Raw genomic sequence first — 18336 nt, 5'->3', positions numbered from 1 at the left:
GCCCAATGCTGGGTCTTCGGTCACCTGTCGTGCGCTCAGCGGGCTTTGGCTTTCTTCACGTCAAGGCGGCGCAAATGGCAGGTCACTTCCTCGCGGTCGTGGTAAAGCTGCTTGCAGCCGATGTCGACCTTGATCCCACGGGCCTTGAAACCATCGGCGATGCGTTCGAGCAGGCGCTTCACTTCGGCGTAACGCTGCTTCATCGGCAACTTGAGGTTGACCACCGCTTCCCGGCAATGCCCCTCGCCGATCCACTCTTCGAGCATCGCGGCATTGCGCGCCGGTTTCTCGACGATGTCGCAAACCATCCAGTCCACCGGCTGCTTGGGCTTGAAGGTGAAGCCGTCAGCCATCAGGTGCTGCACCAGACCGGTGTCCATCAGGCTTTCGGCCATCGGGCCGTTGTCGATAGCAGTCACCAGCATGCCGCGATTGACCAGCTGCCAGGTCCAGCCGCCCGGCGCCGCGCCGAGATCCACGCCGGTCATGTCGCTGTGCAGGCGATCTTCCCACTGGTCGCGGGGGATGAAGTGGTGCCAGGCTTCTTCCAGTTTCAGGGTCGAACGGCTCGGCGCCTCACGCGGGAACTTCAGGCGCGGAATGCCCATCGGCCACATCGCCGAGTTACCGGCGTCGGCCAGACCGAGAAACACCTCACGGCCGCTCTTGAAGGTCAGCAGCAGACGCGGCTTGCTGGTGTCCTCCACCAGTTTGCCGGCACCGGTCAGGGCCTTGCGCAGCGGGCCTTCGAATTTCTTGCAGAAGTTCGACAGCTCCTTGCCGTCGTTGGTGTCGACGACTTCCAGCCACAGGCTGCCGCACACCGGGAATTCACTCATGTGAGCGAGGATCACGCTGATACGGTCGTTTTCCGGCAGATCGATGAAAAACCCGCGCGCCCATTGGCGCGGGAAGATCAGCTCGGCGAAACGCTGACCGCGCATCAGGCGCTCGGCACCGTCTTCTTCGGTGCAGACGAACTCGGCGCAAGCGGTGGCCGGTTTGGCCTTGGCGTAGCCGGCCACATTCAGTCGGGCGGCGAGGTCGGAAATCTCCGAGCAGACTTCGCCTTCGAAGCCTGGCCGGCAATGCATGAATAGGGTGTTCATTCTTACTCCTGGGCAGAGGGCGATCATTCATCCCCTGCGCGATGCCCAGACCTGCATTGAAGCAAAGCCTGTCACGAAAACCGGCGCATGATAGCCCATGTCGGAACCTTGGACTTGCCCATAGAGTCCAGTTATTAGCCAGCTACTGAAAACAGGGCTACGTTGATAGCTCTGCCCGTCCCCTCAGTCCGTAGCCGTGCGGACTCAAAGGAGTGATCGTAATGCCGTCCCTCGATAGTCTGAATTCTCTGAAAACCCTCAAAGTCGATGACAAGACTTACCACTATTTCAGCCTGCCGGATGCCGCCAAGACCTTGGGCGATCTTGACAAGCTGCCGATGTCGCTGAAAGTCCTGCTGGAAAACCTGCTGCGCTGGGAAGATGAAAAAACCGTCACCGGCGCCGACCTCAAGGCGCTTGCCGCGTGGCTCAAGGAGCGCCGCTCCGACCGCGAAATCCAGTACCGCCCTGCCCGCGTGCTGATGCAGGACTTTACCGGCGTACCGGCCGTGGTCGATCTGGCCGCGATGCGCGCCGCCATGGCCAAGGCCGGCGGTGATCCGCAGCGAATCAACCCGCTGTCGCCAGTGGATCTGGTGATCGACCACTCGGTGATGGTCGACAAATTCGCCAGCGCCAGCGCCTTCGAACAGAACGTCGACATCGAAATGCAGCGCAACGGCGAACGCTATGCTTTCCTGCGCTGGGGCCAGAGCGCCTTCGATAACTTCAGCGTGGTGCCGCCGGGCACCGGGATCTGCCACCAAGTCAACCTCGAATACCTCGGCCGCACGGTGTGGACCAAGGACGAAGACGGCCGCACCTATGCCTTCCCCGACACGCTGGTCGGCACCGACTCCCACACCACCATGATCAACGGCCTCGGCGTACTTGGCTGGGGCGTCGGCGGGATCGAAGCGGAAGCCGCCATGCTCGGGCAACCGGTGTCGATGCTGATTCCGGAAGTGATCGGTTTCAAACTCACTGGCAAGCTCAAGGAAGGCATCACCGCCACCGATCTGGTGCTGACCGTGACCCAGATGCTGCGCAAGAAAGGCGTGGTCGGCAAATTCGTCGAGTTCTATGGCGACGGCCTCGCCGACCTGCCGCTGGCCGACCGCGCGACCATCGCCAACATGGCCCCGGAATATGGCGCGACCTGCGGTTTCTTCCCGGTGGATGACGTGACCCTCGACTACTTGCGCCTGTCCGGCCGCCCGCCTGAAGTGGTGAAACTGGTCGAGGCGTACACCAAGGCTCAGGGCCTGTGGCGCCTGCCCGGTCAGGAACCGGTGTTCACCGACAGCCTGGCGCTGGACATGGGCAGCGTCGAAGCCAGCCTCGCCGGGCCTAAACGTCCGCAGGACCGTGTCTCGCTGCCGAATGTCGGCCAGGCGTTCAGTGACTTCCTCGACTTGCAGTTCAAACCTACCAGCAAAGAAGAAGGACGTCTGGAAAGCGAAGGCGGTGGTGGCGTGGCGGTGGGCAATGCCGATCTGGTCGGCGAAACGGACTACGAGTACGACGGCCACACCTATCGCCTGAAAAACGGCGCGGTGGTGATTGCCGCGATCACCTCCTGCACCAACACCTCCAACCCGAGTGTGATGATGGCGGCTGGGCTGCTGGCGAAAAAAGCCGTGGAAAAAGGCCTGACCCGCAAGCCGTGGGTGAAGAGTTCGCTGGCTCCGGGTTCGAAAGTCGTCACCGATTACTACAAGGCCGCCGGATTGACGCAGTACCTCGATCAGCTCGGTTTTTCGCTGGTCGGCTATGGCTGCACCACTTGTATCGGCAACTCCGGGCCGCTGCCGGAACCGATCGAAAAAGCCATCCAGAAAGCCGACCTGACCGTGGCTTCGGTACTGTCCGGCAACCGCAACTTCGAAGGCCGGGTGCATCCGCTGGTGAAAACCAACTGGCTGGCCTCGCCACCGCTGGTCGTCGCTTACGCCCTGGCCGGCAGTGTGCGCACCGACATCAGCAGCGAGCCGCTGGGTAACGACCAGCAGGGCAATCCGGTTTACCTGCGAGACATCTGGCCGAGCAGCAAGGAAATCGCCGACGCGGTAAATCAGGTCAATACGGCGATGTTCCACAAGGAATACGCCGAAGTGTTTGCCGGCGACGAACAGTGGCAAGCCATCGAAGTCCCGCAAGCGGCGACCTATGTCTGGCAAGCGGATTCGACCTACATCCAGCATCCGCCGTTCTTCGATGACATTGCCGGGCCTTTGCCGGTGATCGCCGATGTGAAAGGTGCTCGAGTGCTGGCTTTGCTGGGCGATTCGGTGACCACCGACCACATCTCCCCCGCCGGCAACATCAAGGCCGACAGCCCGGCCGGACGTTACTTGCGCGAGCAAGGCGTCGAGCCACGGGACTTCAACTCCTACGGCTCACGCCGGGGCAACCACGAAGTGATGATGCGCGGCACGTTTGCCAACATCCGTATCCGCAACGAAATGCTCGGCGGCGAAGAAGGTGGCAACACGATCTACATTCCGACCGGCGAGAAACTGGCGATCTACGACGCGGCCATGCGTTATCAAGCCTCAGGCACGCCGCTGGTGGTGATTGCCGGGCAAGAATACGGCACCGGTTCCAGCCGTGACTGGGCTGCCAAGGGCACCAACCTGCTGGGCGTTAAAGCGGTGATCGCCGAAAGCTTCGAGCGCATCCACCGTTCCAACCTGGTGGGCATGGGCGTGCTGCCGTTGCAGTTCAAGCTCGATCAGAACCGCAAGAGCCTGAACCTCACCGGCAAGGAAACCCTGGATATTCAGGGCCTGAGCGGTGTCGAGCTGACGCCACGGATGAACCTGACCCTGGTCATCACCCGTGAAAACGGGCGTCAGGAGAAAATCGAAGTGCTGTGCCGCATCGACACCTTGAACGAGGTGGAGTACTTCAAGTCCGGCGGGATTCTGCATTACGTGTTGCGCCAGTTGATTGCTTCGTAAAACCTGCAGATGCAGAAACACCGCCGATTGGCGGTGTTTCTGTTTGGGCACGGCACTTTTCTGCGGGCGAAAAAAAACCCGCCGAAGCGGGTTTTTCCCAAGACCATTATCGACTCCCTGTCGGCAGCGATCCTTGCTAATGGTCGATCATCCGTGATCCTGAAACACTCCCTGTGCTTCAGTTGATGAGGCTAGATTACGCTCTGGATCCAATCGGCAATAGTCGAAAAAGCTACCAGCGCGTGTAAGACATTCGCCATAGCAGGCCTTCCGAAAACCCTTAGGCGTGTCAGGCATCAAGTGCAGAAGCCGCCAGTTGCGCGACTTTCAGCTGTCCGTTGGCGGCTTTTCGCTCGTCATCTTCCATGAACCACGCGGCAGACAGTCCGGCGAAGGCCAGTACCCATTGCAGCAGGCGCTTGCGTTCAATTGCCGCTGCTTCGCAGATCACATTGACTTGGTGCCGAAAGCGCTCCGGATCGGTGGCCGTCTGCAATTCCGGGTTGCAGATCAGGTTGGCGTAGTCATAACCGCGCTCGCCCTGCACCCGCTTGGGGTCGATGGCCAGCCAGCCCCGTGGGCCGAAATCGAGGACGTTGTCGTGGTGCATGTCGCCGTGCAGCACCACTACGTCATGCGGCTCGGCAAGCAAGGTCTGGGCGGTTTGCAGGCATTCGGCGTATTGGCCGCCGTATCGGGTCGCCGCCACTCGTAATAATGCGAACCACGGCGCGAGTTCCACCAACGGCGGTGGCGGCGTCAGACGCGGTGCGTGCAGCCGGGCCAAGGATCGGCACATGATCCGCGAGGCCTCGTCGTCCTCGCCGTTGAGCGCCATGTGCATCAACGAACGCTGGCCCATCGCCCGCTCCAGCAACAGGCCTTCGTCGTGATGGGCAAGCACCCGGGCGGCGCCGTCGCCGTCCCACCAGGTCATCAGCAGGTTGCCGTACTTTTCTTCGTCGTCCACCGCGACTTTCAGCATCGCCGGAGTATCGTCCTGACGCACCGGCAACAGGCGGCTGCCCGGGGTGATGATCGGCTCGCCGTCCGGCGCCAGCGCCCAGCGTCCCAGCCACGGCGCGAACAGGTCGAGATCAGCCACCTTCACGCTCACGGGCCCGGTCGCTCTCCGTGAGGAAGTGCTCAAGTCGACTCAACTGTTCCTCCCAGCCCCGACTGTCCATGTAGTAGGCCTCTTTCTGGCGCACGTCGGGGATGTGCGCAAAGCCTGATTCGGAGACCTTCAGCAGCGTGCCGTTCTCGTAGTCCTGCAGTTCGAATTTGACCAGCGTGGTCGGTTCCTGGGAGTAGTCGATTTTCGGGTTCACCGCGTACGGGTGCCAGCGAAATGAGAACAGCTGCTGCGGCTCGACCCGCTCCACCAGCACGTTCCAGAGCACATGTTCATAACCGGGGTAAGTGACCTGCCCCTGCGTCCATTCGCCGGCGATAAACCGCCGGCCCTCCAGCGCAACGCCGAACCACTGGCCGAACGCCTCGGCATCGACCAGGGCGCGCCAGACATGGGAGCGCGGCGACCTGAGCATGATCTTGCGTTCAAAGCTGTTGGGTACTGGTTTCATACGTCACCTCCTGTTTTGAACAGTAGGCTTGTATGACCACATGTCCAATCCGAAGTTGTATCAATCCAGTGCAAAGGTCGGCTCTGATTGAAATATCCGGCAGTATTTTGCGGCGCCGGTTCGTCAGAATGCGCACGGATCAGCGTTGCGAAACTGATAACGTTCGCAGCGAACTGAACGACACAAGGACGTCATCATGCAGCCCTCCCTCCCCGAACGTTACCGTGGCGCCCTGCTCGGCCTGGCCTGCGGCGATGCCGTGGGAACCAGCGTCGAATTCCAGCCTCGCGGCAGCTTCCAGCCCCTGACCGACATGGCCGGTGGCGGGCCGTTTCGCCTGAAGCCCGGACAATGGACCGACGACACCTCGATGGCGTTGTGCCTGGCGGAAAGTCTGCTTAACAAAAACGGCTTCGACGCCGCTGACCAGATGGGTCGCTATCTGAACTGGTGGCAATGGGGTTATCTGAGTTCGACCGGCGAATGCTTCGATATCGGCATGACCGTGAGTCAGGCGCTGGATCGCTATCAACACACTGGAGAGCCGTTTGCCGGCGCCACCGATCCCTACAGCGCCGGAAACGGCTCGTTGATGCGCCTGGTCCCCGTGGTTCTGTTTTATTTCCCCGATGCCCGGAAAATCAGGCGATTCGCCGCCGAGAGTTCACGCACCACACACGCGGCGCCTGAGGCCATCGAATGCTGCCAGCTGTTTGCCGAACTGCTCGGCAAGGCCCTGGAAGGCGCATCGAAAGCGCAACTGCGCACCCTGCCGCCAACAGCCTTCAGTCAGCCCAAGGTGGCGGCGATTGCCCAGGGCGAGTACCTGCACAAGACCGAGCGCGACATTCGCGGCAGCGGTTACTGCGTCGAATCCCTGGAAGCGGCGTTATGGTGCTTCCACCACACCGACAGTTTTGCCGCAGCCGTCCTGCGAGCGGCCAATCTGGGCGATGACGCAGACACCACGGCCGCCATCGTCGGCCAGTTGGCCGGCGCCCATTATGGTGTGCAGGGAATCCCGTCCGGGTGGCTGGAAAAGCTGCATGACGGAGAAGAGATCGCCGCGACTGCCGAACGGTTGCTCAACGCATCCAGACATCGCACACCTTCTTAGCGCCATGAAGTCGCTAAACTGCCCGGCACGTTCATTCATCAAAGCGAGATGACTCATGTCCCCACGCCTGCTTCTGGCCCTGACGCCTTTTCTTTTCACTTCCGTTGCTCACGCTGCCGTGGACTGCGCTAATGCCAGCGATCAGGCCACCATGAACCAGTGCGCCGCGCAGGAAAACAAGGCGGCGGACAAGGAGTTGAATACGGTTTATCAGCAGATTACCGCTCGGTTGAAGGACAACCCTGATGGCAAGAAACTGCTGGTGAGCGCGCAACGGGCGTGGATCGGCTTTCGCGATACCGAGTGCAAGTTTTCGGCATCCGGGGTGGCAGGCGGGAGTGTTTATCCGTTGATCTACAACAATTGCATCACCTCAGTGACAAAGACGCGAACCGAGGCGCTCAAGCAGTATTTGAAGTGTGAGGAAGGTGACATGAGCTGCCCGGTGCCCGGAGCCTGATCTTCCAGAGTTATTGAAGGCCTCATCGCTGGCAAGCCAGCTCCCACAGTTTTTGTGTCGATCACAAAAAACTGCAACTGCACAAACCCCTGTGGGAGCTGACTTGTCAGCGATGGCGACCTGTCGGATCACATCAATTTCAGATCTGCCACACCTCAGCATTCACGAAAAACGCCCGTGCGTTGTCTTCGAGACTTTCCAGGTGATAGCCGCCCTCCTGCACGATCAGGCATGGCAGGTCCAGGCTGCGGATCCGCTCGCCCAGTGCTGCAAAACCTTCGCGGGTCACAGCGACCTTGCTTTGCGGGTCCAGCTCATAGATATCGAAGCCCAACGACAGCACCAGCACCTCAGCGCCGAACTCGCGCACGGCAGCCAAAGCGACTTCCAGTTGCCCAAGGAAATCCGCTTCGCTTGAACCATGGGCCATCGGCAGGTTGAGGTTGAAGCCCTCCCCCGCGCCGCTGCCACGTTCGTCGGCGAACCCGGCGACGCCCGGATAGAAGTTGGTCGGATCGCCATGCACCGAGACGTAGAGCACGTCATCGCGGTCGTAGAAAATCTCCTGAATGCCCTGGCCGTGGTGCATGTCGGTGTCGAGTACCGCGACTTTTTCAAACTTGTCGCGCAGCACCTGCGCCGCCACCGCTGCGTTGTTCACGTAGCAGAAACCGCCCGCCGCTTCGGCCCGGGCATGATGCCCCGGCGGACGGCACAGGGCGTAGGCTGCCGGCTCGCCATCAATCAACGCCTGCGCCCCGGCCACTGCGCTTTGCGCCGACCAGTAGGCCGAGCGCCAGGTCTGCTCGCCGACCGGGCAACTGCCGTCCGCCAGATAGCGCGCCGCTTGGGCGAGAATGCCGCGCAAAGCGTTGGGCTCGCGGACGAAAATGTTCGACATCACTTCATCGCCCCAGTCTTCGGGGATTTCCTTCCAGCGTGCGTGCGCTTCCTGAAGAAAGGTCAGATACGGCGCGCCATGCACCGCCAGCAACGGCGCGAGACCGGCATCGGCGGGTTGCTCGACACTGAAGCCCAGACCGTGGGCGGCCTGCACCAGACGTTGCGCACGCTCGGGAACTTCCTGCGGCGTACGCATCTGCCCGCGCGAGTAATAGCTGCGTGGATGGTGGAGCAATTGTTCGGGGTGGAAAAAACTGCGCATGGTTCAGGCTTCCTGTTCGATTCGACCGGCGCGGGCCAGCACGGCGTTGAGCAATACATCGGTGCCCTGCTTCACGTCTTCGGGCAACACGTCTTCGGCTTCGTTGTGGCTCAGGCCGCCAACACACGGGATGAATACCATCGCCGTCGGGCAGTAGCGCGCGAGGTGAATCGCGTCATGCCCGGCGCCGCTGACAATCGACTGCTGAGCGTAGCCCAGCGCATCCACCGCTTCTTGCACGGCTGCCACGCATTCGGCGTCGAACGGCGTGGCCGGGCTGTTCCAGTGCTGGGTGATCGTCAGGTTCAGGCCTCGGCCATCGGCGATGGCCTGCAACCGGGCGCGGACCTGTTGCTCCATGGCGGCAATGGCGTCGTCGCGGTGATGACGCAGATCGACGGTGAAATTCACCAGCCCCGGAATGGTGTTGCGCGAGGATTTATTGATGCTCAACTCGCCGACCGTGGTCAGACCTTCGGGGGCAAAATCCGCCGCCAGACCTTCAATCGCCTGAATCATCCGCGCCACGCCGTACAGCGCATCTTTGCGCAGCGGCATCGGCGTGGTACCGGCGTGGGCAGCCATGCCTTCCACGCGCACGTCGAGCCAGCGGATCGCCTGACCGCCCGTGACCACGCCGATGCTTTTGGCGTTGTCTTCGAGGATCGGGCCTTGTTCGATGTGCGCTTCAAAATACGCGTCCACCGCGCCGCCCAACGGACGCTCACCGGCGTAACCGGTACGCTGCAAAGCATCGGCGACGCTGATGCCATCGATATCGCGTACCGTCAGCGCGGCGTTCAGATCCATGATCCCGGTGAACACCGCCGAGCCGAACATGGCCGGGGTGAAGCGCGCGCCTTCTTCGTTGGTCCACACCGCCACTTCCAGCGGTTTGCGGGTCTGGATGTTCTGGTCGTTTAGGCAACGCACCACTTCCAGACCGGCGAGTACACCGTAGACGCCATCGAAACGCCCGCCTTCGGGCTGGGTGTCGAGGTGGCTGCCCATCATCACCGGCGCGGCGTCCGAATCGGTGCCGGCGCGACGGGCGAACAGGTTGCCGATGGCGTCCACGCTCAGGGTCATGCCGGCTTCGCGGCACCAGTGGGCGAACAGTTCGCGACCGGCCTTGTCTTCGTCGCTCAATGCCAGACGGCAGCTGCCGCCTCGGGCTGTCGCACCGATTTCGGCCATGGCCATCAGGCTCGCCCACAGGCGTTCGCCATTGATTTTCAACATGAGGTTCTCCTGAGATTCCGGGTCAGGCACGGGCCATTTCCGCGCGATGGACGTTGGCGTGACGACGAGCGAGAGACAGCACGCAGACCAGCGAAATGCCGGCGATCAGGCTGTAGAACACCGCCATCGGCCACCACTGCCCGGTAAATTTGTGCGCCAGCATCGTGCCGATCAGCGGCGTCAGCCCACCGGCCACCGCGCCGCAAATCTGATAGGCCAGCGAGATCGCGGTGTAGCGCACGCGGGTCTCGAACATGCCGCTGACGTAGCCGGCGATCACTGCGTAGAACGAGGCCATGCACACCACCGCCAGCGCGATGCCGAGGATGATCAGCGGCGCCTGGGCCGAACTGACCAGCACGAACATCGGGTACGGCGAGGCCATCGCCAGCAGCGACACCAGGCACAGGAAACGCGTCGCGCCGATCTTCTCCGCCGTCCACGCGGCCAGCGGCTGGACGCAGAACTGGATGATCGCGACGAAGAACAGGCATTCGAGAATCAACGAACGCGGCAGTGCCAGTTGCTGAGTGGTGTAGGCGATCATGAAGGTGTTGGTGAAATACACCCCGGCGATGCCCAGCGTGTTGGCACCGATGCACAGCAACAGCGGACGCCACGCGGTGCGCAACACTTCCATCACCGGCGCTTGTTCATTCTTGATTTGCTTGCTGGCCTGCTCGCGGCTGGCGAGGAATTCCGGCGATTCGTTCACGCCCAGTCGGATCGCCAGGCCCACCAGCAGCAACAGCGCACTGGCGAGAAACGGCAGGCGCCAGCCCCAGCTCATCAGGTCTTCTTCCGGCAAACGGGTCACCGCGCTGAAGGCCAGCAGCGACAGAATCAAACCCGCCGGACTGCCCAGTTGCGCGAACGAAGCGAAGAAATTGCGCCGGCCCTTCGGCGCATGTTCGCCAGCCATCAACACCGCCCCGCCCCACTCGCCACCGACGGCGATGCCCTGGACGATACGCAGCAGAATCAGCAGCACCGGAGCCGTCGCGCCGATCTGCGCGTAGGTCGGCAGCAGACCGATGCACACCGTGACCACGCCCATCATCAACAGCGTGATGATCAGGGATTTCTTGCGGCCGATGCGGTCGCCGATATGACCGAAAATGATCCCGCCCAATGGCCGGGCAAAGAAGCCCACGGCGAAGGTGCCGAACGCGGCCATGGTGCTGAACAGCGGATCGTCGGAGGGAAAGAACAGCGCGCCGAACACCAGCGCGGCGGCGGTGGCGTAGATGTAAAAGTCGTACCACTCGATCATGGTGCCGATGAAGGCTGCGGCCGCCGCACGGCGCGGCTGGTTCGAAGCGTGGGGCTTCATGGGTCGGGCTCCTTTGATTGTTTTTTTGGCAGGAGGAAAACGTAAATCCAAGGCGCTCTGGCGGCGCCTGTCGTGGGGTGATTTATCGTCCCGGGGCTATGATTAGTCAATTTTCTATTTATTATTCCGAGTATTACCCTTCCTTATAATCGAGAAATCCCATGGCCGAACGCGACGTCCAGCGCCTGCTCAACGACCGCCTCGACTGGAACCTGTTGCGCACCTTTCGGGTGATCGGTCAGGAGCTGAGCATCAGCCGCGCCGCCGCGCGTCTGCACCTGACGCAACCGGCGGTGAGCCAGGCGCTCAAGCGTCTTGAGGAGCAACTGGGTCGCCAGCTGATCGCCCGGCGCGGCCCGCGCTTTGCCCTTACCGAAGTCGGCGAGCAGATCTTCGAACTGGCCGGCGAGATCTACGGGCAGATGTCCCAGGTCAGCAGCCTGCTGGAGCAACCGGCCGACGAAGTGATCGGCAAGGTGCGACTGCTGATCATCAGTCGGATCTTTTCCGATCGCTTCGATGACTTCCTCGCCGACTTCCATAGGCTGTATCCACGGGTCGATCTGGAGGTCGACGTGATGCGCAGTTCGGACATCGTCAGCGCCCTTCAGGAGAAAACCGCGACCCTCGGCCTGAGCCTCAATCGCCGCCCGCAACCGCGTCTGGAACAGCGTCTGTTTCTGCGTCAACGCTATGCGTTTTTCTGTGGCAAACACCACGCGCTGTTTGGCCGACAGGACATCGGCGAAGGCGATCTGCAGCGTGAGAACTTCGTCAGTTTCACCAGCGACCAGATTGGCGGCATGCTCTCGCCGCTGACGATTTTTCGCGATCAACAGGGCTTCAGCGGACGCATCGTTGCCTCCTCGCCAAGCCTGGAAGAGGTGCGGCGACTGGTGATCGCCGGGTTCGGTATCGGTTGTTTGCCGGAGCATGTGGTGGCGGCGGACGTCGAGGCCGGATTGCTCTGGCGCCTGCCGCCCCACGAGGGGATTGCCGATGTCGACATTCATCTGCTGTGGAATCGCGAGCAGCGCATGAGCCGCGCCGAGACGCTGTTCATCGAACGCTTGCAGGCCTGTCTGGCGGATCAGTAACCGAGTAGCCGATCCGCGCTGTTGAGCAAAGGCTCACCGGCATTCAGACGGCGGAAGTTCTCGGCGATCTGCTCCGCAATGCAGTCATGAGACGCCGCCGAAGCCATGTGCGGGGTGATGGTCACGCCCGGAGTTTTCCACAACGGATGATCGGCGGGCAGCGGTTCCTGTTCGAAGACATCGAGCAGCGCACCGCGCAGTTTTCCACGGGCCAGCGCTTGTTGCAGATCGTCGATATTCAAATGACCGCCGCGTCCGACGTTGACCAGTGCCGCGCCATTGCCCAGACGCTCGAACGTCTGGCGATTAAGGATGCCGCGCGTCTCGTGAGTCAGTGGCAACAGGTTGATCAGCAACTCCACGCCTTCGAGGAACGGATTGAAGGCGTCGATGCCGGCGTAGGTCTGCACGCCCGGCAAATTCTTGCTACTCCGCGCCCAGCCCCGCACGTCGTAACCGGCACTGGCCAGGTCTTGGACGATCGCGCTGCCGAGCGAGCCGAGCCCCATCACACCGATCCGGAACTCATGGGCCGGGCGTTGCAGCGGTCGCTCCCAATGCTGTTGGCGTTGTTGCTCCAGCACTTGATCGAAGCCGCGATGAAAATGAATCACCGCCCAGCGTACGTACTCGGTCATACCTTGGCGGTGGCCGGGATCGACCACCCGGCACACCGGCAGATCCGGGCATGACGGATCGTGCTCCAGGTGATCGATGCCGGCGGCGACCGAGTGAATCACTTGCAGATTGGGCAACGCGGCGAGGCTGTCCGACAACGGAAACCAGCACGCTGCGATCTGCGCATTCACCGCCCGGGGATCGTCAGCCAGCACCGCCGAAAGCTGCGGCGCACGGCGAGCAAAGGCTTCCTGCAATTGTTTGAGCAATAGCGTATCGCGGGACATCAGTGCAACGGTGTTCATGACAGATAGGACTCGCGCTGGGATTCGATCAGGGTCAGTGCGGCCTCCCAGGCCAGGTCGATGATGTTGTCCTGCTCATCGCGGTCGAACTGTTCGGCGGTGTGGGCGCAGACTTCCGGCGACGGGAAATGCAGCTCGCAACCGCCGGCCAGCGCTTGCACCTGGGCCTGGCAGGCGCGCTCCAGAAAGTGGATTTCCTGGAACGCCTGGGCCACCCCAGAACCACCGACCAGCAAACCGTGATTGCGCAGGATCATCGCCCGATGCGGGCCGAGGTCGGCGATCAACCGCTCGCGCTCATCCAGCGACAAGGCGATGCCTTCGTAGGTGTGGTAAGCGAGTTTTCCGTAGAACTTCAGCGCGTGCTGACTGATCGGCAGCAGGCCTTGTTTCTGCGCAGCGACGGCCATGCCGGCGGCGGTGTGAGTGTGGATCACACAGTTCAGATCCGGGCGCGCCATGTGGATCGCCGAGTGGATCACGAAGCCGGCAGCGTTGACCCGATGCCCGGCGTATTCAGGGTCGACGATGCGTCCGTCCTGATCGATGCGCACCAGATCGGAAGCGCGCATGCGGTCGAAAATCACCCCGTAGCGATTGATCAGGAAATGATGCTCCGGCCCCGGAATCCGCAGCGTGATGTGGGTGTCGATCAGGTCGGTCATGCGAAAGTGCGCGATCAGGCGGTACAGCGCCGCGAGCTCGCAACGGGCTTGCCATTCGATCGGGTCAATGTGGGCGGGCTTACTCACGAATACACCTCTTTGTTGGTATGAAGGGTGACCGGGTTGGCCCGCAGACGTGCGAGGCCACAGACACCGATCAGAGACAGGGCCGACAGCAACGTGAAGAACACCGCCAATGGCAGCCACTGCCCGGAGAACTTGCTGGCCAGCAGCGTACCGATCAGCGGCGTGGTGCCGCCGGCTACTGCGCAGCTCAGTTGGTAAGCGATGGAGATGCCCGAATAGCGCAGATGCACCGGGAAGGCCTGGGTCATGTACCCGGCGATCACCGCGTACAGGGCCGAGAGAATCACCACCGCGACGGCGATGCCGAGGGTCATCAACAGAATGTTCTGAGTGCCGACCAGCAGGAACATCGGGTACGGCGTGACCGTGCACAGCAACGCCACCAGCATCAGGAATCGGCCCTCGCCGATGCGCTCGGCGAGCAGTGCCGACAACGGTTGCGAGAGCAATTGAATGATCGTCACCAGGAACAGGCTGTCGAGAATGGTCGCCCTTGGGATGCCCTGATATTGGGTGACGTAGGTGATCATGAAGGTGTTGGTGAAGAAGAACCCGGCCGAGCCGATGGTGACGGCGGCGGCAGCAAACAGGATCTGCCGCCAGCACTGACGGATCACGTCTTTCACCGGGTATTTGGCGGTTTCGTTGTTGTCTTTGGCCTTGGCGAATTCCGGCGATTCATGCACCCCGGAACGGATCATCAGACCGACCATCATCAGCACGCCGCTGGCAAGAAACGGCAGACGCCATCCCCAGGCGAGGAAGTCTTCCGGGGACAGCGACGTCACCAGTCGAAACGCGATCAACGCCAGCAGCAAACCCGCCGGGCTGCCGAGCTGGGCGAACGAGGCGTAAAAGGTTTTGCGTTTGGCCGGGGCGTGTTCGCTGGCCATCAACACCGCCCCGCCCCACTCGCCGCCGACGGAGATGCCCTGGATCAGGCGTAATACGATCAACCCGATCGGCGCCCAGATGCCGACGCTGGCGTAGCTCGGCAATAGACCAATACCGGCGGTGGCGAGGCCCATCAGTGCCATGGTCACCAGCAGCATTTTCTTGCGACCGAGGCGATCACCCAGATGTCCGAACACCATGCCGGCCATCGGGCGGGCGATGAAGCCGACGGCGAAACTGCCGAACGCCGCGAGTGTGCTGGTCACCGGATCGCTGCTGGGAAAGAACACTTGCCCGAGCACCAGTGCGGCGGCGGTGGCGTAGATGTAGAAATCGTAAAACTCGATGGTCGTGCCAATGAAGGCAGCGGCCGCGGCGCGACGCGGCTGAGCGGTGGTGTGCATGCAAGAACCCTGTGTATTTATAGTTTTGGGCAGGTATCGAGGCGGCTGACGGTCGCGCTCTGTGGCGCTTGTGGGCTTTATCGCTTCCGTGACAGGATTAGTCAATTTTCAAAAACTTATCTTTACTATTAGCGTGACTACTACATGACTTCTACTGCTAATCCTTGGGTCGGTCGGCGTTTTCTCAATGACCGGCTGGACTGGAACCTGCTGCGCACGTATCTGGTGATCGGTCAGGAAGGCAGCATGAGCCGTGCTGCTGCGCGATTGCACATCACCCAATCAGCCGTCAGCCAGGCGTTGAAACGTCTCGAGGAACAACTGGATTGTGTGTTGATTGCGCGCAGCGGACGGCGCTTTGATCTGACGGAAACCGGGGAGGAAGTCCTGCGGATTGCGGCGGACATCTATGGGGATATTTCCCGTCTGGGCACCGTGGTCGAGAATCGCCATGACGACGTGGTGGGCAAGATCCGTATCCTCACCGTCAGTGGCGTTCAGGCGCGGCATTACGATGAGTTTCTTGCGGACTTCCACGAAACTCACCCGAAAATCGAGCTGGAAGTCGAGGTGATGGGCAGCTCGAACATCATCAGTTCATTGCTGCAAAAGACTGCTACGGTGGGGGTCGGACTGTGTCGATTGCCCCAACCAAGGTTGGAGCAACGGGTACTGTTTCGTGAGCGCTATGCGTACTTTTGCGGACAGCGACATCGATTGTTCGGGCAGCAGAATCTGACGCTGGAGCAACTGGCGGCGGAGAACTTCGTCAGCTTCACCAGCGATCAGCTCGGTGGCAATCTTTCGCCATTGACGCTGTTTCGTGACCAGCAGGGGTTTACCGGCAAGATCGTTGCTTCCTCCACCAGTTTCGAAGAGATTTATCGCCTGATCTGTGCGGGGTTCGGGATTGGTTGCTTGCCGATTCACCTGGTGCGACGGGATGTCGAACAGGGTTTGCTGTGGCGCTTGCCGCCGGAGGATGGGGTGGTGGATTTCGATATTCAGCTGCTGTGGAACCGCGAGCAGAAGATGACTCAGGCGGAAACGGTATTCCTCGACAGCTTCCAGCACATGCTCAGCTTGCGTGAGCCTGTGCTGTGAAGCTTTAGCGGGTTACACGTGAGGATCGCCCGGCGCTTTGGTCGGCGCCGCGTATTGCGGCTTGAGGTGACCGTCCTGGTCGAGTAGCCAGGCGTCCATGATCTGCCGCACCACCGGACCTGCGACTCGGCCACCAGCCTCGCCGTTTTCGATCATTACCGAGATCGCGATTTTCGGATGTTCGGCGGGCGCAAAGCCAACGAACAAGGCGTTGTCACGGTGACGTTCGAGGGTTTTCTCGCGGTTGTAGCGCTCACCCTGCTTGATCGCCACCACTTGCGCCGTACCACTCTTGCCGGCGATGCGGTATTGCGCACCGGCCGCTGCCGCACGAGCAATGCCGCGGGCATCGTGCATCACCATCTGCATGCCGTGGTTGACCTGCTCCCAGTCACGCGGATCCTTGAGCAGGATGTTCGGCATCGGGTGCTCGTCCACCGGCGCCACACCGTCGACGGTCTTGGCCAGGTGCGGACGGTTCCAGACGCCCTTGTTGGCGATCAGTGCGGTGGCTTGAGCCAGTTGCAGCGGCGTGACTTGCATATAGCCCTGGCCTATGCCGAGGATCACGGTTTCGCCGGGGAACCAGGCCTGACGCCGGGTGGCGCGCTTCCACGCCTGGGACGGCATCAAGCCCGGTGACTCCTCGAACATGTCGAGCGAGACTTTCTCGCCAAGGCCGAACATCGCCATGTAGTCGTGAAGGCGATCGATGCCGAGCTTGTGCGCCAGGTCGTAGAAGTAGGTGTCGTTGGACCGCATGATCGCTGCATCCATGTCTACCCAACCGTCGCCGCTGTGGTTCCAGTTGCGATACTTGTGGTCGAAATCCGGCAGTTGGTAGTAGCCCGGATCGAAGACTCGGGTTTGTGGAGTGACGACACCGGCGTCGAGGCCAGCGATGGCCACTTCCGGCTTGATCGTCGAACCGGGTGCATACAGACCGCGCAGCACGCGGTTGAATAGCGGACGGTCGATGGAGTCGCGCAGCGCGGAATATTCCTTGGAGCTGATACCGGTCACGAACAGATTGGGGTCGAAGCTCGGGTTGCTGACCATGGCCAGCACTTCGCCGGTAGAGGGGTCCAGTGCAACGACCGAGCCGCGACGGTCGCCCAGTGCGGCTTCGGCGGCTTCCTGGAGTTTGACGTCGAGGCTCAGGACAATGTTTTTGCCTGGTATTGGATCGGTGTGTTTCAGGACCCGTAGTACTCGACCTTGTGCGTTGGTCTCTACCTCCTCGTAACCGACGTGGCCGTGCAGCTGTGGCTCGTAGAAGCGTTCGATACCCGTCTTGCCGATGGATTGGGTGCCACGGTATTCGACGGAGTCGAGGGTTTTGGATTCTTTTTCGTTGATACGGCCAACGTAACCGATCGAGTGTGCGAAGTGCGCACCCAACGGGTAGTTACGAACGAATTGTGGCTCGACATCCAGGCCCGGTAGACGGAACTCGTTAACTGCCAGCACGGCGATCTGTTCTTCGGTTAGCTCATAGAACAGCGTTACGGGTGTAAACGGATGACGCGACTGCTTCATGGCTTTGTCAAAGACTGCGCGGTCTTCGGCGGGCAGGTGCAGGAGGTTGATGACTTCATCCAGCTCTTGATTGACGTCAGTCGCCCGTTCGCGGGTGATGGTCAGGTTGTAGCTGGGACGATTATCGGCCAGCAACACGCCGTTGCGATCGTAAATCAGGCCGCGTGTCGGCGGGATCGGCAGGACATGGACGCGATTGTTTTCAGAGATGGTCGAGTGGTAATCGAACTCGACGACTTGCAGGATGTACAGGCGTACCACCAGGGCACAACTGATGGCGAAAACGAACAAGGCACAGGCGATCAGGCGTTTGTTGACCAGCCGCGTTTCTTTTTCGTGGTCCTTGATAGGGATGGGTTCAGGCATTTCTGCAGCCACTCTTTGACAAAAAATAAGCGCCGATCCTTGGGCATGACATCAGTCCGTTAAAAAACGAGCTGCACCATACCAAAAACCGGGCGGTCATTTCAGAAGGATTTCCCCAATGGTTCCGGTCGAGACGGCTGGAGGTTTCTCCAGGCACTTTCCTGCGGGCAAAACAAAACCCCAACTGCTTTCGCAATTGGGGTTTCGGAATTTAATCTTGACGATGACCTACTCTCACATGGGGAAACCCCACACTACCATCGGCGATGCATCGTTTCACTT

15 protein-coding genes are annotated in these 18336 nt (G+C 61.1%); 5 read left to right on the top strand and 10 right to left on the bottom strand.

What is annotated here, in order from left to right; all coding sequences use genetic code 11:
- Positions 1-35: 35 nt before the first annotated feature.
- A complete protein-coding gene (gene rlmM / locus JKA62_RS27290; RefSeq protein ID WP_041475377.1) occupies positions 36-1109 on the bottom strand; it encodes a 23S rRNA (cytidine(2498)-2'-O)-methyltransferase RlmM in 1074 nt (357 codons plus the stop codon).
- 221 nt (positions 1110-1330) lie between these two features.
- Here rlmM and acnA point away from each other — a divergent pair, with 221 nt between their 5' ends.
- Entirely contained in the window at positions 1331-4072 is a 2742-nt protein-coding gene (gene acnA / locus JKA62_RS27285; RefSeq protein ID WP_011335206.1) for an aconitate hydratase AcnA, read from the top strand.
- Positions 4073-4361: 289 nt separating this feature from the next.
- Here acnA and JKA62_RS27280 read toward each other — a convergent pair whose 3' ends face one another.
- Both JKA62_RS27280 and JKA62_RS27275 read right to left on the bottom strand, forming a co-directional pair.
- A complete protein-coding gene (locus JKA62_RS27280) occupies positions 4362-5177 on the bottom strand; it encodes an aminoglycoside phosphotransferase family protein (RefSeq protein WP_201820400.1) in 816 nt (271 codons plus the stop codon).
- Positions 5170-5658 (bottom strand): SRPBCC family protein, encoded by a 489-nt coding sequence (locus tag JKA62_RS27275; RefSeq protein WP_007953087.1) that lies wholly within the window; start codon positions 5656-5658, stop codon positions 5170-5172. Before JKA62_RS27275 ends, JKA62_RS27280 begins: the two co-directional genes overlap by 8 nt.
- Before the next feature lie 196 nt (positions 5659-5854).
- Between JKA62_RS27275 and JKA62_RS27270 the strand changes: the two genes are divergently transcribed.
- Both JKA62_RS27270 and JKA62_RS27265 read left to right on the top strand, forming a co-directional pair.
- Complete coding sequence (locus JKA62_RS27270) at positions 5855-6775, top strand: ADP-ribosylglycohydrolase family protein (RefSeq protein WP_011335208.1); 921 nt, start codon at positions 5855-5857, stop codon at positions 6773-6775.
- A 55-nt stretch (positions 6776-6830) separates the two neighbouring features.
- Positions 6831-7235 (top strand): lysozyme inhibitor LprI family protein, encoded by a 405-nt coding sequence (locus JKA62_RS27265; RefSeq protein ID WP_011335209.1) that lies wholly within the window; start codon positions 6831-6833, stop codon positions 7233-7235.
- A gap of 139 nt (positions 7236-7374) precedes the next feature.
- Here JKA62_RS27265 and JKA62_RS27260 read toward each other — a convergent pair whose 3' ends face one another.
- From JKA62_RS27260 to JKA62_RS27250, 3 genes are read right to left on the bottom strand one after another with little or no spacing between them, the layout of a single operon-like run.
- Positions 7375-8400, bottom strand: a complete 1026-nt coding sequence (locus tag JKA62_RS27260) for a histone deacetylase family protein (RefSeq protein WP_011335210.1) — start codon at positions 8398-8400, stop codon at positions 7375-7377.
- A gap of 3 nt (positions 8401-8403) precedes the next feature.
- Positions 8404-9642: a Zn-dependent hydrolase gene (locus tag JKA62_RS27255; RefSeq protein WP_011335211.1), complete on the bottom strand. Its 1239-nt coding sequence runs from the start codon at positions 9640-9642 to the stop codon at positions 8404-8406.
- A 22-nt stretch (positions 9643-9664) separates the two neighbouring features.
- Entirely contained in the window at positions 9665-10975 is a 1311-nt protein-coding gene (locus JKA62_RS27250; RefSeq protein WP_011335212.1) for an MFS transporter, read from the bottom strand.
- Positions 10976-11136: 161 nt separating this feature from the next.
- On the opposite strand from JKA62_RS27250, the gene JKA62_RS27245 reads away from it, so the two are divergent.
- Positions 11137-12072: a LysR family transcriptional regulator gene (locus tag JKA62_RS27245; RefSeq protein ID WP_011335213.1), complete on the top strand. Its 936-nt coding sequence runs from the start codon at positions 11137-11139 to the stop codon at positions 12070-12072.
- Here the strand turns inward: JKA62_RS27245 and JKA62_RS27240 are convergent.
- From JKA62_RS27240 to JKA62_RS27230, 3 genes are read right to left on the bottom strand one after another with little or no spacing between them, the layout of a single operon-like run.
- Positions 12066-12995 (bottom strand): 2-hydroxyacid dehydrogenase, encoded by a 930-nt coding sequence (locus tag JKA62_RS27240; protein WP_011335214.1) that lies wholly within the window; start codon positions 12993-12995, stop codon positions 12066-12068. The genes JKA62_RS27245 and JKA62_RS27240 overlap by 7 nt on opposite strands.
- Positions 12992-13747: a class II aldolase/adducin family protein gene (locus JKA62_RS27235; protein WP_011335215.1), complete on the bottom strand. Its 756-nt coding sequence runs from the start codon at positions 13745-13747 to the stop codon at positions 12992-12994. The genes JKA62_RS27240 and JKA62_RS27235 overlap by 4 nt, the downstream gene beginning before the upstream one ends.
- On the bottom strand, positions 13744-15045 hold the full coding sequence (locus JKA62_RS27230) for an MFS transporter (RefSeq protein WP_011335216.1): 1302 nt from the start codon (positions 15043-15045) through the stop codon (positions 13744-13746). Before JKA62_RS27230 ends, JKA62_RS27235 begins: the two co-directional genes overlap by 4 nt.
- A gap of 144 nt (positions 15046-15189) precedes the next feature.
- Here JKA62_RS27230 and JKA62_RS27225 point away from each other — a divergent pair, with 144 nt between their 5' ends.
- On the top strand, positions 15190-16149 hold the full coding sequence (locus JKA62_RS27225) for a LysR family transcriptional regulator (protein ID WP_011335217.1): 960 nt from the start codon (positions 15190-15192) through the stop codon (positions 16147-16149).
- A gap of 12 nt (positions 16150-16161) precedes the next feature.
- On the opposite strand, the gene mrdA is transcribed toward JKA62_RS27225, so the two are convergent.
- Entirely contained in the window at positions 16162-18054 is a 1893-nt protein-coding gene (gene mrdA, locus JKA62_RS27220; RefSeq protein ID WP_011335218.1) for a penicillin-binding protein 2, read from the bottom strand.
- Positions 18055-18336 lie beyond the last annotated feature (282 nt).

The sequence above is a fragment of the Pseudomonas sp. B7 genome, from assembly GCF_016735645.1.
In the GTDB taxonomy this organism is placed as follows: domain Bacteria; phylum Pseudomonadota; class Gammaproteobacteria; order Pseudomonadales; family Pseudomonadaceae; genus Aquipseudomonas; species Aquipseudomonas glycinae.
Note: the sequence above shows the minus strand (reverse complement) of the source record. Positions and strands in the feature narration are given on the sequence as shown.